General features: G+C 60.5%; 10 protein-coding genes, 4 tRNA genes and 1 other RNA gene. 7 read left to right on the forward strand and 8 right to left on the reverse strand.

Going from position 1 to position 13,872, the window contains the following annotated elements; translation table 11 throughout:
• Positions 1-31 precede the first annotated feature (31 nt).
• From ABNP46_RS11795 to katG, 4 genes are all read left to right on the forward strand, one after another.
• Positions 32-108, forward strand: a tRNA-Pro gene (locus tag ABNP46_RS11795).
• A gap of 35 nt (positions 109-143) precedes the next feature.
• Positions 144-220, forward strand: a tRNA-Arg gene (locus ABNP46_RS11800).
• 49 nt (positions 221-269) lie between these two features.
• Positions 270-345: transfer RNA gene (locus tag ABNP46_RS11805), tRNA-His, on the forward strand.
• A gap of 568 nt (positions 346-913) precedes the next feature.
• A complete protein-coding gene (katG, locus tag ABNP46_RS11810; RefSeq protein ID WP_349917984.1) occupies positions 914-3,076 on the forward strand; it encodes a catalase/peroxidase HPI in 2,163 nt (720 codons plus the stop codon).
• Positions 3,077-3,345: 269 nt separating this feature from the next.
• On the opposite strand, the gene ABNP46_RS11815 is transcribed toward katG, so the two are convergent.
• The 5 genes from ABNP46_RS11815 to ABNP46_RS11835 all read right to left on the reverse strand — a co-directional run bounded on the left by ABNP46_RS11815 (position 3,346) and on the right by ABNP46_RS11835 (position 9,306).
• Positions 3,346-4,779, reverse strand: a complete 1,434-nt coding sequence (locus ABNP46_RS11815) for a 6-phospho-beta-glucosidase (RefSeq protein WP_349917985.1) — start codon at positions 4,777-4,779, stop codon at positions 3,346-3,348.
• Between the two features lie 13 nt (positions 4,780-4,792).
• The gene (locus ABNP46_RS11820) at positions 4,793-6,301 is read right to left on the reverse strand and encodes a PTS transporter subunit EIIC (RefSeq protein WP_349917987.1); all 1,509 of its coding nucleotides are present in this window, start codon (positions 6,299-6,301) and stop codon (positions 4,793-4,795) included.
• A gap of 118 nt (positions 6,302-6,419) precedes the next feature.
• Positions 6,420-7,178, reverse strand: a complete 759-nt coding sequence (locus ABNP46_RS11825; protein WP_349917988.1) for a MurR/RpiR family transcriptional regulator — start codon at positions 7,176-7,178, stop codon at positions 6,420-6,422.
• 536 nt (positions 7,179-7,714) lie between these two features.
• On the reverse strand, positions 7,715-8,479 hold the full coding sequence (locus tag ABNP46_RS11830) for a DeoR/GlpR family DNA-binding transcription regulator (protein WP_349917989.1): 765 nt from the start codon (positions 8,477-8,479) through the stop codon (positions 7,715-7,717).
• Positions 8,480-8,523: 44 nt separating this feature from the next.
• Positions 8,524-9,306, reverse strand: a complete 783-nt coding sequence (locus ABNP46_RS11835; protein WP_349917991.1) for an HAD family hydrolase — start codon at positions 9,304-9,306, stop codon at positions 8,524-8,526.
• A 192-nt stretch (positions 9,307-9,498) separates the two neighbouring features.
• Between ABNP46_RS11835 and ABNP46_RS11840 the strand changes: the two genes are divergently transcribed.
• Together ABNP46_RS11840 and ABNP46_RS11845 are read left to right on the forward strand one after the other, a co-directional pair.
• Complete coding sequence (locus tag ABNP46_RS11840; RefSeq protein ID WP_349917992.1) at positions 9,499-10,686, forward strand: MFS transporter; 1,188 nt, start codon at positions 9,499-9,501, stop codon at positions 10,684-10,686.
• Positions 10,683-11,198, forward strand: coding sequence for a phosphoribosyltransferase (locus ABNP46_RS11845; protein ID WP_349917993.1), 516 nt, complete (start codon positions 10,683-10,685; stop codon positions 11,196-11,198). Before ABNP46_RS11840 ends, ABNP46_RS11845 begins: the two co-directional genes overlap by 4 nt.
• Positions 11,199-11,440: 242 nt before the next feature.
• Here the strand turns inward: ABNP46_RS11845 and ABNP46_RS11850 are convergent.
• The 3 genes from ABNP46_RS11850 to ABNP46_RS11860 form a co-directional block, all read right to left on the reverse strand.
• Positions 11,441-11,569: non-coding RNA, RtT sRNA (locus ABNP46_RS11850), on the reverse strand.
• A 53-nt stretch (positions 11,570-11,622) separates the two neighbouring features.
• Positions 11,623-11,710 (reverse strand) — tRNA-Ser (locus tag ABNP46_RS11855).
• Positions 11,711-11,868: 158 nt separating this feature from the next.
• A complete protein-coding gene (locus tag ABNP46_RS11860; RefSeq protein WP_349917995.1) occupies positions 11,869-12,324 on the reverse strand; it encodes a YbjN domain-containing protein in 456 nt (151 codons plus the stop codon).
• Positions 12,325-12,482: 158 nt separating this feature from the next.
• On the opposite strand from ABNP46_RS11860, the gene ABNP46_RS11865 reads away from it, so the two are divergent.
• Entirely contained in the window at positions 12,483-13,820 is a 1,338-nt protein-coding gene (locus ABNP46_RS11865) for a flavohemoglobin expression-modulating QEGLA motif protein (RefSeq protein WP_349917997.1), read from the forward strand.
• The last annotated feature ends 52 nt before the right edge of the window (positions 13,821-13,872 follow it).

Genomic DNA, 13,872 nt, shown 5'->3' on the forward strand with positions numbered 1-13,872 from the left:
TGCTGGAAAGACGATGCAAGCAGTAACATCTCGGTGATTAGCGCAGCCCGGTAGCGCATCTGGTTTGGGACCAGAGGGTCAAAGGTTCGAATCCTTTATCACCGACCAGGTTCATCGTGGAGGTCCACACTCCGCGATACAAAGCGCCCTTAGCTCAGTCGGATAGAGCAACGGCCTTCTAAGCCGTGGGTCGCAGGTTCGAATCCTGCAGGGCGCGCCATTAATTCGATGACTCTTTGCAGCATCGGAATTAAGGGCAGATTTCAGTGGTGGCTGTAGCTCAGTTGGTAGAGTCCCGGATTGTGATTCCGGTTGTCGTGGGTTCGAGCCCCATCAGCCACCCCATTATTTCCCGATGCGCCTTGTGCCGTCGGTTGACGCCACAAGATGGCGTACAGCAAACCGGCCCAGTGCCGGTTTTTTGTTGCCTTTTTTCTTCCCCTCCCCCTTTCAGCAGCCATCACTCCCGCTTTTCACGCCGACCCATTTGACCAGCATCCTGCTGGATGCGGGTCGGGATCACAAAAATGACCGCAGGCCAGATCCCCCACTAAATTTCTCTTCCTACAATGACTTGGCGCAACTTCTGGCATCGGACGCCGTGATACTGATTAAAAAGTAAATAAAGTTCGCCCTGCGCCCCATACTGACTGCGGTCGGTGCCACGGCCCGACCCGCACCGGATGTCGCAGGGGATGCTATCGTCATTGGATTGTTAAATTAGATGAGCACAATCCATTCTTTCACGCCCCGGGTGGCGCATCATTAGACAAACGAATGAAATAAAAATCGTTATTGAGAGCAGACCCACAGCAATACGACGAGCAATGTCAAACAGGCTGACCGAGCAACATGGAACTGTCTTCCATGCTCACCGGATACGCGTTGTCAGCCATAGCAAGGAGAGATCGAGATGAGTGAAGAAAGCAAGTGCCCCTTCAACCACACCGCCGGCGTCGGCAGAACCAACCGTGACTGGTGGCCGAATCAGCTGAGGCTGGATCTGTTGCACCAGCACTCCCCCAGCTCAGATCCCATGGACAAGGACTTCGAATACGCCAAGGCATTTGCGAGTCTTGACTACAAGGCGCTCAAGCGCGATCTGGTCCAGCTGATGACCGACTCCCAGGAGTGGTGGCCGGCAGACTTCGGCCACTACGGGCCCCAGTTCATCCGCATGGCCTGGCACGCCGCCGGTACCTATCGCACCACGGATGGTCGTGGCGGTGGTGGCCGCGGTCAGCAACGCTTCGCCCCCCTCAACAGCTGGCCGGACAACGTCAACATCGACAAGTCCCGCCGCCTGCTCTGGCCCATCAAGCAAAAATACGGCAACAAGATCTCCTGGGCCGATCTGCTGATCCTCGCCGGCAACGTCGCGCTGGAATCCATGGGGTTCCGCACCTTCGGGTTCGGCGCCGGGCGACCGGATGTCTGGGAGCCGGATCAGGACGTCAACTGGGGGGATGAGATCGCCTGGCTCGGGGTCGACCCGGATCGGGTCAAGGGGGATCGCGAGCTGACGGCCCCCTTCGGCGCCACCCACATGGGCCTGATCTACGTCAACCCGGAGGGACCGAACGCCAGCGGCGACTACCTGGAAGCCGCCAAGGACATCCGCTCCACCTTCGGTCGCATGGCCATGAATGACGAAGAGACCGTCGCCCTCATCGCCGGCGGTCACACCTTCGGCAAGACCCACGGCGCCGCGCCGGAATCCCACAAGGGTCCGGAACCGGAAGCCGCACCGCTCGAGGCCCAGGGCCTCGGCTGGATCAGCGACTACGGCAGCGGTCACGGCAAGGATACCGTCTCGAGCGGCCTCGAAGTGACCTGGACCAAGACCCCGGCCCTTTGGAGCAACAACTTCTTCGAGAACCTGTTCAAGTACGAGTGGGAACTGACCAAGTCCCCGGCTGGTGCCAAGCAGTGGATAGCCAAAGATGCCCCGGAGATCATTCCGGACGCCCACATCCCCGGCAAGTTCCACAAGCCGACCATGCTGACCACCGACCTGACCCTGAGGTTTGACCCGGAGTTTGGCAAGATCTCCCGCCACTTCTACGAGGATCCGCAAGCCTTCGCCGATGCCTTCGCCCGCGCCTGGTTCAAGCTGACCCACCGCGACATGGGCCCGGTAGCCCGTTACCTGGGGCCGGAAGTGCCGAAAGAGACGCTGATCTGGCAAGATCCCATCCCGGCGGTCGATCACCCCCTGATCGGAGACAAGGACGTGGCCGCCCTCAAGGAGAAGATCCAGGCCTCCTCCCTCTCGGTCTCCGAGCTGGTTTCCACCGCCTGGGCGGCCGCCTCCAGCTTCCGTGGTTCCGACAAGCGCGGTGGTGCCAACGGTGCCCGCATCCGTCTCGCCCCGCAGAAGGATTGGGCCGTCAACCAGCCCGCTCAGCTGGCCAAGGTGCTAAAAGCGCTGGAAGCCATCCAGGCCGAGTTCAACAAGGGTGACAAGAAGGTCTCCCTCGCGGATCTCATCGTGCTGGCGGGCAACGTCGGCGTCGAGCAGGCCGCGAAGAAGGCGGGAGTCGCCGTGACCGTGCCCTTCGCACCGGGCCGGATGGATGCCTCCCAGGCCCAGACCGACGTCGATTCCTTCGCGGTGCTCGAACCCCTTGCCGATGGCTTCCGCAACTACGGCGGTCAGTGCGCCGCCTTCGCGGAGACCATGCTGATCGACAGGGCGCAACTGCTCACCCTGAGCGCCCCCGAGATGACGGTGCTGGTCGGTGGCATGCGGGTGCTCGGCACCAATGTCGGTGGACAGCACGGGGTGCTGACCGCCAACCCCGGCACCCTCTCCAACGACTTCTTCGTCAACCTGCTCGACATGGGCACGGAGTGGAAGCCGGCGGCGGACAAGGGAACCTACACCGGCCAGGATCGCAAGAGCGGCAAGACCCGGTGGACGGGCACCCGGGTCGATCTGGTGTTTGGCTCCAACTCCCAGTTGCGGGCCATTGCCGAGGTGTACGCCAGCGCGGATGCCAAGGAGAAGTTCATCAACGACTTCGTGGCCGCCTGGACCAAGGTGATGAACCTGGATCGCTTCGACCTCGCCTAAGTCATCCATGACAACAGCCCCGCCCCGCTCACCGGGAGCGGGGCTTTTTTATACCGCCTCTTTGGTGGCCCCGCCCTCTCCTCACGCTGCAACCTCGCTCTCTGCTCGCCTTTCGCGGCAGTGCACATCCCCAGCGCCTGGCTGCGCAATTTCCATCAGTCTTTCATGCTGCAAACCAATAAAAAACCACCATCATCTCGCCAGGAGAGGATGGTGGCCGGTGAAAACAGGCGGTTTTATTCAATCAAGCAGCATGGACGACTGCCTGGTCACAGGATCTCGCCGTTGCTGGCGATGACCCGGCGATACCAGTCGAAGCTGCGTTTTTTGCTACGGGCAAAGCTGCCGCTGCCGTCATCGTTCTTATCCACGTGGATAAAGCCGTAGCGCTTGCTGTACTCCCCCGTGGTGAAGGAGACGCAGTCCAGGCATCCCCAGGGGGTGTAACCCATGACGTCCACCCCGTCCTCGATGATGGCGAGCTTCATCTGCTCGATATGGGCGCGCAAGTAAGCGATGCGATAGTCGTCGTTGATCTCCCCGCTCGCCTCCTTCTGATCCCGCGCGCCGAAACCGTTCTCGACGATGAAGAGCGGCTTCTCGTAGCGGCCATAGAGCAGGTTCAGGGTGTAGCGCAGCCCCACGGGGTCGATTTGCCAGCCCCACTCGGACGCCTGCACATGGGGATTCGGGACGCTGCCCGCAAACCCGGACAGGGCCGTGCCCGTGCCGACGCCATCGGCCTTCACCGCATTGCTCATGTAGTAGCTGAGCCCGATGTAGTCGGCGCAGCCCGCCCGCAGTGTCTCCTCGTCGCCCGGCTCCATGACGATGTGATAACCCTTGCGCTGCCACTCCTTGCGGATATAGGCGGGATAATGACCGCGCACGTGCACGTCCCCGAACAGGAAGCGCTCGCGCATGGCGATTTCCGCATACATCACATCGTCCGGGTGGCAGGAGTAGGGATAGAGCGGCACCATGGCCAGCATGCAGCCAATCTGCAACTCGGGGTTGATGGCATGGCCCAGGCTGACCACTTTCGCGCTCGCCACGAACTGGTGGTGCAGCACCTGATACATGCACTCCTCCGGGTTCGGCTCCTGGTTGTAGATGACCCCGGAGCAGCAGTAGCCGAACAGGGGCACCTGCCAGTTGCGCTGGTTGTTGATCTCGTTGAAGGTCATCCAGTATTTGACCTTGTGCTGGTAGCGGCGAATGACCACCTCACTGAAGCGCACGAAGAAATCCACCAGCTTGCGACTTTTCCAGCCCCCGTACTCGGTCACCAGGTGATTGGGCATCTCGAAGTGGGAGAGCGTGATGACGGGCTCGATGCCATGGCGCAGCAGCTCGTCGAACAGGTCGTCGTAGAAGCGCAGCCCCGCCTCGTTCGGCTCGGCCTCGTCCCCCAGCGGGAAGATCCGTGACCAGGCGATGGAGGTACGAAAACACTTGAACCCCATCTCGGCAAAGAGCGCGATGTCGTCCTTGTAGTGGTGATAGAAATCCACCGCCTCGTGATTGGCGTAGCGATAGCCCTCCTCGACTCGGTCGGTGATGATCCGCTCCACGCCGTGGGCACCGCTGGTGAGCACATCGACGATGCTCATCCCCTTGCCTCCCAGATCCCAGCCCCCTTCCACCTGGTGGGCGGCAACCGCGCCCCCCCACAGAAAATCGTTCGGCAATGTGTTGTTCATGACGGCTCGCTCCTTAAACGGCTTCGGATTTCAACGGCTGTGGCTGGCTTATCTCGGCATCGGTCTGGAAACCCGCCAGCCAGGAGAAGATGACGCCGAGGGTAAAGGCGACGCCGATGGAGAGCAGGAAGCCCAGGAACTGGGCCATGTGACCCTCCTTGAAGAACACCGGCAGCACGGCGATGCCGGGGATGCAGTAGCTCCAGGAGACCGCATTGAAGGCTCCCGCCACGGTGCCGCCGATGGCGCCGGCCAGGCAGCCGCAGACAAGCGGGCGCTTGAAGCGCAGGGCGACCCCGTAGATGGCGGGCTCCGTGATGCCAAACAGGGCGGTCACCCCGGCCGAGAGGGTCATGCTCTTGAGCTCTGCATCCCGGGTCTTGAAATAGACCCCGAACACGGCGCCGGCGATGCCAAATACCGCGGAGGCCTGCAACCCGGTGAAGGTGTCATAGCCCAGGGTGGCATAGTTGCCGACCGTCACCGGGGTGATCCCCCAATGCACGCCCAGGGTCACCAGGGGTGTCCAGACCGCCCCCACCACGAAGCCGGCGATGGAGGGGCTCAGGTGATAGAGGGTGTTGTAGATGCCACCGATGGCGCCGCCGATGAGGTTGCCGATGGGACCGAAGGCCAGCAGGGTCAGGGGCACCATGATGGCGAGACAGAACATGGGGGTGAAGAGGTTGCGCACCACCACCGGCAAAATCCGCTCGAAGAAGCGCTGCACATAGGACATGGCCCACACCATCAGGATGATGGGGATCACCGACGCGGTGTAACTCAGGTACTGCACCGGCAGGCCGAGGAAACTGAGGGGCGCGCTGTTGAGGGGCACCCCCACTAGGTTGACGATGGCCTCGTTGATGGCCGGGTTATCCATCGCCGACTGCATCAGCGCCTGCACCGCCGGATCCGCGGAGTTCGCGAGGATGATTTTGTTCGCGGTCAGCATGTTCATGTAGTCGGGGGAGACCAGGGCACAGGCCGCAATCACCGCAGTGAAGGGGTTCACGTTGAACTTCCTGGCGGCGGTGAAGGCGACCATCACCGGCAGGAAGGTGAACCCAGTCCAGGAGACGAAATTCAAGATGCGGAAGGTGCCGCTGGCGGGATCCATCCAGTCGATGGCGGCGAAGAAGGAGATGAGCCCCTGCAACACGCCGCAGGCGGCCAGGGGATAGAGGAAGGGGGCGAAGATGCTGGAGATGATGTCCATCAGCTGGTTCACCATGCCCACCTTGGGGGCCTCGACCACGGCATTCTCATCGATATTCACCAGCTTTTGTACCTCCCGGTAGGCGTCGCCGACATGATTGCCGATCACCACCTGCAACTGGCCACTGGATTCGATGACGGTGATGACACCTTTGACCCGCTTGAGCACCTCCTTGTCCACCAGCCCCGTCTCTTTCAAGACGAACCGCAACCGGGTGGCGCAATGCGTCACGCTCACGACATTGCCGTCACCACCAATCAACTCGACGATCTGTTTCGCCGAATCCGCATAGTTAATTGCCATCGTTACCCTTCCCTGCCATTTATTAATTAATATCGAGACTATTTGAACGCTGTGAATGGATGGTAGGGAAAGCACTCAACCTTGTCACCATATAACAAAATGCCAACAATGTTATTTATTACATTGAAGACACAGCCTGTGACATCTTGGCATTGATGGTATTTGCCAGCTGGCGACCAATGGACTCGATAATATAAATAACCGGCACCTGGGTAGTAATATCATATTCATTATCGACGACCACTCTCGCTGCATGATAGGAAATATTGAAATCTGCCATCTGGGCCAGGGTAGATTTATTATCGCTGGTAATACTGATGACCTTGCAATGGTGCAGCAGGAATTGTTCCGCCAGCTTGATGATCTCCGCCGTTTCCCCCGAAACCGACAGCACTATCACCACCGCCTGCTTGTACATGTCGGTGTTGACCGGGTAGTAGGGATCGTCGATGTGGTTGCTGAACTTGCCGATATTCGAGAAGAAGCGAGCCCCGTAGCGGCCCAGCGTGCCGGAGGTGCCGGCCCCCACGAAGATGACCCGCTCGGCCCCGGCGATCTGTCCGGCGGCGCTCAGGATCAGGGCATCGAATTCGTCGTTGTTGATGCTCTTGAAAAAAGAGAGAAACTCATTGGCGCCGTGCGGAATGGATATCTGACCACGTTTTTCACCATTCATCTTGAGGTAGGCTTTGAATTCCGCATAGCCGCTGTAATTCAATTTTTTGCAAAAGCGTAATACCGTGGCCGTCGATACATCACAGGCCTCGGCCAATTCCCTGACCGTCATATAAATAACGGTCTGATGATGTTTCATCACATAGTTATAAACTTTAAATTCGAATGTATTTAACGTGGAGACCAATTGGTTATTGAACATCTTCCATCACCCGAAGCGCTTGCTTGCGTCAGTAGAGACAATGTCACGCAGTGTAACAAAAGCAGAAAAGCGAACGAGTGGTGCCCAAACTAAAAGCGGGAAACGTGATGATTGTCACGCTCATCCTTTGATACCTGTCACGGTATCAACCCGGCCAATCACCGGGTTGGGAATATCAAGCGCCACATGAAACTTGATTTGTTCCGGCCCTGACCGAACTGGGACACAGGATGAAGATGACGAGGGCCGTATCATCTATCCTCCTTCCCGGTCCGACGTGTCTCCGGCTCCTCCTCCTCCCAGCGATAGAGGGCCAGCAGGGAGGCCATGTAGCGCTCCGTTTCGCCGATGAGGCGAGCACGGAGACGCGACCATCCGTTTGACAAGCCAGGCTCGACCGGATGACGGCCTGCCCCATCATGGCCTGCTGATGACACCCTGCCTGGCCGCCCCTCGCTGGATAGCCCCGGGCTGGATCTATCCCTGTTTGATAACCCCATGTCACTCTCCCTGCGTCAGTCTCTTGGTGTTACGTCTCAACCCGCCGTGATGACGGTGCAGCCGACTGCCTTGAACGCCGCCATCAGGATGGGATCCTGCTGGGTGCAGATGAGGTAGTCCGTCTGCGCCGAGCTCAGGAAGGGGTAGGACGCCAGGGATTCAATCTTGTCGTCATTGCACAGCACCGCCAGGGAGCCAGAACGCTCCGCCACCCGGCGCTTGAACTCGCTGTCCTGATAATGGACTGCGCTGAACCCCAGATCCGATGACCAGGCACAGACCCCGAGGAAACAGAGATCGAAACGAAACTTCTGGATGGACTCGGCCGCCGTGATGTCCACCGCGCCGCCCACCATGGGATCCAGCTCGCCCCCCACCAGAATGGTCTTGACGTTGCGCCGCTCCAGCAGTCGCACCGCGATGGCCGGGCTATTGGTCACCACCGTCAGATCCAGGTGCTCCGGCATGATGGAGGCCAACAACAAGTGAGTGCTGCTGGCATCGAGGAAGATCAGCTGCTTCTCCTTGATGATGCCGAGAGCCGCCAGCGCCAGCCCCTGTTTCTCGGTCACCTTGCTGTTGCTGCGCTCGGTCAGGGTGCCCGTCTGGGGTGACAAGGAGATGGCGCCCCCGTGGATCCGCTTGCACTGTCCGGCATCGGCCAGTTGCCGCAGATCCCGCCTGATGGTCGCCTCCGTGGTGCCGAGCTGATCCGCCAGGCTCGCCGCCATCACCTTGTGATGAGCGGCCAGCAGATCCAGGATCAGCAGCTGCCGCTCCTCCGGTGAATATTTGTCCATGATGATCCCCTGTGGTGATGGCACTCGCGCCTGCTCGCCGCGCCTCATCGGCCCGATTGCAGCGCGAGCAACCGCAATATGGTGTGCATGACGGCGTCGTCATCGTTCGAGCGGGTGATGAAATTGGCCGCCGCCTTGGTCTCGTCGCAACCATTTCGCATGGCGAAGCTGAGATCGGCGCAGCCCATCAGCTCGACATCGTTGAGCCCATCCCCGAATACCAGGGTCTCATGGCGGCCGGCACCGACCAGCGCCTGCAGCCTGGCCACAGTGGAGCCCTTGTGCACCCCGGCGTTGGCGATGTCGATCCAGTTCTTCTCGGACACGACGATATAGGCATCGTCATTGAAGGCACCGAGATCGCCTCTCAGCGCAGGGCAGCGCCCCTGTTCGTCATAGACGGTGATCTTCACGAAATCGGCGCCGATCTCATTAAAATCACCGACGGTTTTGACCTTGCTGTAGGAGCGGTGCACCAGCTCTTTCAGGTGGGGCGCAATATCCTCTCTGATGAAGGCAAGCTCGGCGGTGCAGGCAATGGTGATGTGCGAGCCCGGCACATGCGCGAGCCGGTCTATGATGGCCAGTCCCAGGGTATTGCCCAGCAAGGATTGATAGACATACTGGCCACGGTGCTTGATGCGGGTCGCGCTGTCCCCCAAGATCCAGAAGTTCGCACTCTCCTCCCCCAGCAGCTCCTCGACCCTGTCCACCTGCTTGCCGGTACAGGGGGCAAAATGCACCCCTTGATGCGCCATGGCGGTCACGACATCGCGAAACAGAGCCCGGTTGTAATCGCCCTGGCTGTTGAGAAAGGTTCCGTCCATATCTGTAATGATGAGTTTTATCATGCGCTTGCCTCGACGCTCCTCTCTGTGACGTCCTCATCATATCGCCAAAATGAACACATACAAACAAAAACAAGATCATTTGTGTTCATTTTTGTTTGAGCATGTCATAGGATGATGCCAACCCGGCAGATGAGCTGCCGCCGGCACCCCCATGTTCAGGAGACCATCATGCCATCCCCCCTCTCCCTCACACGGCCTCACCGCGACAGGCTGGCAACGAGAGTCACCTTCTTCTGCTCGGGCTTCGCCACGGCGGCCTGGGCCTCCATCATCCCCTTCGTCAAGCAGCATGTGCAGCTCAGTGACGGTACCATGGGCATGATGCTGCTCTGCCTCGGCGGGGGGGCCCTGCTTGGCATGCCCATCGCGGGGATCTGTACCAGCCGATTTGGCTGCAAACGGACGCTTGTCGGCTCCGTCCTGGCCATGGCCCTGCTGTTGCCCGCCCTGACGCTGGCAGGCTCCCCCACCCTGCTGGCCCTGGCCCTGCTGTGTTACGGCATGAGCATAGGCACCACGGGCTGCGCCATGAACATCCATGCCCTCGCCGTCGAGAAGGATGCCCGCAAGCCGCTCATGTCCGGCTTTCACGGCTTCTACAGCCTGGGCGGCATGAGCGGCGCCTTCGTCCTCACCCTGTTGCTCAGCCTCGGCCTGCCCCCGCTGGGCGCAACCCTGGCTACATCGCTCCTCATCCTGGCCTTGCTGGCCCTGAGCGCCCCGGGCTACAGAACCGAGCCCCAATCCCACAGCGGCCCGTTGTTTGCCCTGCCACGGGGCCCCGTCATCCTCATCGGGATCATCTGTTTCGTCTTCTTCCTGGCCGAAGGGACAGTGCTGGATTGGAGCGGCATCTTCCTCCATGAATATCGCGCCGTACCGGCCAGCGCGGCCGGGCTCGGGATCCTCTTCTTCTCCATCGCCATGACCGGCGGCCGCCTGCTGGGTGACAGCGTCGTTGCTCGCTTGGGGGCCAGACGGGTCGTTACTGGTGGCGCCCTCATCGCCATCACGGGCTTCCTGCTCAGCCTCGCGCTGCCCAGCTGGCAGGCAGCGCTGCTGGGCTATGCCCTCATCGGCCTGGGCTGCTCCAACATAGTGCCCGTGATGTTTTCGGCGGCCGGCCAGCAGCGGATCATGCCGGGGGCCCTCGCCATCACCGCCGTCTCCACCCTCGGCTATGTCGGTGTGCTCTCTGGCCCCGCCCTGGTCGGCTTTGGCGCCGAAGCCCTCGATCTGCCCGCAGCCCTCTATGGGGTTGCCCTGCTGGTGCTGTTCGCCCTGCTACTCAGCAGACGGGTGCCCCTGACGCCAGCCCCTGCATCTATGTCATCAATCTGTCTGGAGAAATCATGAGAAACCCTATTTTCGGCGAAACGGTATTGAGCAAGCAGGATATCGAGCTGGGTGTTCAAGTCGTCGCCAAACGGCTCAACGAACGCTTCAAGGAGGCGGTGGTGGTAACCGTAGTGCCGGGGGGCATGCTGTTCACCGCGGATCTGGTCAGGGGGCTCAACTTCGATGTCGCCATGGATTACATCTCCTGCCCCCACACCCCGGGGGAGCGGCACAACGACTCCCCCATCGTCTTTCACGACAACATCGGCATCTGCGGCAAGGATGTCATCCTGGTGGATGATGCCATCGAATCAGGCGGCACCATGAAGCGGCTGGTGGCGCACCTGCAAGCGTTCACGCCACGTTCGCTGTCCATCGCGACTCTGTTCGTCAAACCGGGGCGCGTAGCCATCCCCGTCGAACAGTTTTATGCCTATGAAATGGAAAGCGACGAGCTGCTGGTGGGCTACGGCCTGCCCTGGGAGCACAAGTACAGAAATATCCCCTCTATCGCCAAGCTGAAGAGATAACGGGGCGACCAATCTGCCCCTCGCGACGCCCAAGTCAGGATCAGCAGCAGAAAACAAAAAGCCGACCCTGAGGTCGGCTTTTCAATTGGCTGTGCCGGAACTGACTCGTGCTCGCTCTGCGGGCAGCCTGCGGCTGTCCAGAAGGGCTATCTACCCTTCTGTCGAACCAGGGCCCAAACCGAGCCGACTATCATCGGATAAAACAAAAGGGCCTATCTTGTGACAGGCCCTTTTGTTTTCTTTGGCGGTGAGGGAGGGATGATCCGCCACTGCGTGACTCACCCCTTCGGGGCGGCCTGCGGCCGTTCATCGCGGCAAGCCGCTCTGCTCGAACCCGGCGAGGGTTCTCACCCTCCCTCGAAGGCATCAGAGATGCATGCCGACTGGATAGCAAAAAGCCGACCCTGAGGTCGGCTTTTCAATTTGGCGGTGAGGGAGGGATTCGAACCCTCGATACGTTGCCGTATACACACTTTCCAGGCGTGCTCCTTCAGCCACTCGGACACCTCACCAAATTTTGGTCTGTGGTTTATCGTGTTCAGCCAACACGAGGTCACTGCGCTAACGCGCTGGAACGGGGCGTAATTTAGAGGAAAGGGCTGCCTGCGTCAACGGCTTTTTGGCTTGGGCGAACCGTTCGCACATTTAACGCACAACTCAGCCCCTTAACTCAGTGCACGGATTCCGGCGACACCTGGATTTCCGGCAGATTGAGGAAGCCCAATCGCTCGCACTCGGAGACCACCTCGTGGGTTGCCGCCGTGGTGCTCTCGACGAACAGCAGGAACTGCTCCACGGAGAGGCCCGCCTTGGTGAAGACGGTGTGGCCCACGATAAGGCGCGGCAGGTTGTCGTCGATGATGTCGAGGAACACCTTGAGGGACGGGTACTGCATGTTGAGGCGACCCAGCTCGGCCATCAGCGGCAGCAGGGATGAGGGCCGCACCTCCAGCTCGGATGAGAACAACAGCCCCTCCTCCTCGACGAAGATCCGGCTCTCTTGAATGCCCTCCACGGATTGCAGGGACACCAGGTGGATGCCGTGGCACTGGTCGCACACGTAGTGCTCGATCCGGGCCTGCTGCAACCAACGCATTATCATTTCGGAGCTGGGGATATTCATCATTTTCACGACACTAGAGGGATCAAGGGGCGCAGTCTAAACCAATTTGTCGGCAACCAAAAGCGCGCCGGCGGGATAGTCCCCTCTCTTGCTTCTTTTTGGCAGGCGCTATGCATATACTCAGCCATTCTCGCCCCACACCCGCCCCATGAGGGGGCCCGATGACCATCCAAGAAAAGTATCGCCTGCACCTCAAATCCCTCTCCGATGAGCTGCTCGCCCTGCAAAAACCCATCCGCATCCTGGATGCCATCAAGTGGCCCCGTCACCTGCAGACCGAATTTCTGGCCAAGGGTGGGCGCGAGCTGCCCGCCATCGACGCCGCCTTCTATCAGGGACTGCCACTGGACTTCGATCCCCGCAACAAATACCTGGAGCTCAAGGAGCTGCGGGACAGGATCCGGCGACGCCTCGGCCCCCAGGACGATCTGGGGCGCATTCTGCAAGAGACGGTGGATCAGTACATGGTGGTCATCGAGATGCTGCGCCAGCGCGGGCAGCCCGAATTTCAGCGCTACAGCCAGATCCTCTACGGCTCGGCGAGCGATCACCTGCGCGGAGATCGCAAGACGCTGAAAGAGCTTGGCGCCCGCCTGTGCGACATCTTCTCCCTGCCCGGTGCCCGCCACCTGGTGCGCCCCTACCCCAAGGAGTTCGAGGGGGAAGCGGCGGTGGCCAGGCTGCAGGGCAAGCTGTCGAGTTATTTCGAGGATGGCGCTATCCAGGTCAAGCTCAGCGATGGCATCGTCTCCGACGCCGCCGCCGGCGGGGATTACATCAAGCTGAGCTCCCACGCCCGCTTCTCCGAACTGGACCTGCAGGTGCTGGAGGTACACGAGGGCTGGGTACACGTGGGCACCACCCTGAACGGCCGCCAGCAATCCTACGCCACCTGGCTCGGGGCGGGATCGCCCCGTATCACTGCCTGCCAGGAGGGGCTTGCCGTGCTCATCGAGACGCTGACCTTCAGCTCCTTCCCGGACAGGGCCAAGCGCATCTCGGATCGGGTGATGGCCATCGACATGGCGGAGCGCGGCGCCGATTTCATCGAGGTGTTCCGGCATTTTGTCGAGAAGGGGGCCAGCGAACACGATGCCTACAAGATCACCCAGCGGGTGTTTCGCGGCGGCATGGTCGAAGGTGGCGCCTGCTTCACCAAGGATCTCTCCTACGTGAAGGGCTATGTGGAGACGGTCAACTTCATCCGCAGCGCCGTGCTGGAGGGGGTGCCGGAGATCCTGCCCATGCTGTTCGTCGGCAAGGTGACTCTGGACGACATCCCTGTGCTCTACCAGCACTACCTGGAGGGGCTCATCGACGCGCCGCGCTACCTCCCCCCCATGTTCCGGGATCTCACCGGTCTCTACGTTTGGTTCGGCTTCGCCTCCGGCATGTCCCTCGTCGACATCGGCCGGGTCCAGCAGCATTTTCGCCAGCTGTTCCACCGCCTGCCGGTGGCCGACCCCATCATTGCGCCGGTGGATATCGAGATAGACTGAGCCGCGCACGGCCACAGCCAAGAAAAAGGGCGCCCTGTCGGCGCCCTTTGCG

It is taken from the genome of Aeromonas veronii, assembly GCF_040215105.1.
GTDB classification, from domain to species: Bacteria; Pseudomonadota; Gammaproteobacteria; order Enterobacterales; family Aeromonadaceae; genus Aeromonas; species Aeromonas veronii_G.

What these genes read in the sequence shown, in the direction of transcription:
- katG (WP_349917984.1), top strand. Translation starts at nt 914, where the DNA reads ATGAGTGAAGAAAGCAAGTGCCCCTTCAACCACACCGCCGGCGTCGGC.
- ABNP46_RS11815 (WP_349917985.1), bottom strand. Translation starts at nt 4,779, where the DNA reads ATGAACAACACATTGCCGAACGATTTTCTGTGGGGGGGCGCGGTTGCC.
- ABNP46_RS11820 (WP_349917987.1), bottom strand. Translation starts at nt 6,301, where the DNA reads ATGGCAATTAACTATGCGGATTCGGCGAAACAGATCGTCGAGTTGATT.
- ABNP46_RS11825 (WP_349917988.1), bottom strand. Translation starts at nt 7,178, where the DNA reads ATGTTCAATAACCAATTGGTCTCCACGTTAAATACATTCGAATTTAAA.
- ABNP46_RS11830 (WP_349917989.1), bottom strand. Translation starts at nt 8,479, where the DNA reads ATGGACAAATATTCACCGGAGGAGCGGCAGCTGCTGATCCTGGATCTG.
- ABNP46_RS11835 (WP_349917991.1), bottom strand. Translation starts at nt 9,306, where the DNA reads ATGGACGGAACCTTTCTCAACAGCCAGGGCGATTACAACCGGGCTCTG.
- ABNP46_RS11840 (WP_349917992.1), top strand. Translation starts at nt 9,499, where the DNA reads ATGCCATCCCCCCTCTCCCTCACACGGCCTCACCGCGACAGGCTGGCA.
- ABNP46_RS11845 (WP_349917993.1), top strand. Translation starts at nt 10,683, where the DNA reads ATGAGAAACCCTATTTTCGGCGAAACGGTATTGAGCAAGCAGGATATC.
- ABNP46_RS11860 (WP_349917995.1), bottom strand. Translation starts at nt 12,324, where the DNA reads ATGATGAATATCCCCAGCTCCGAAATGATAATGCGTTGGTTGCAGCAG.
- ABNP46_RS11865 (WP_349917997.1), top strand. Translation starts at nt 12,483, where the DNA reads ATGACCATCCAAGAAAAGTATCGCCTGCACCTCAAATCCCTCTCCGAT.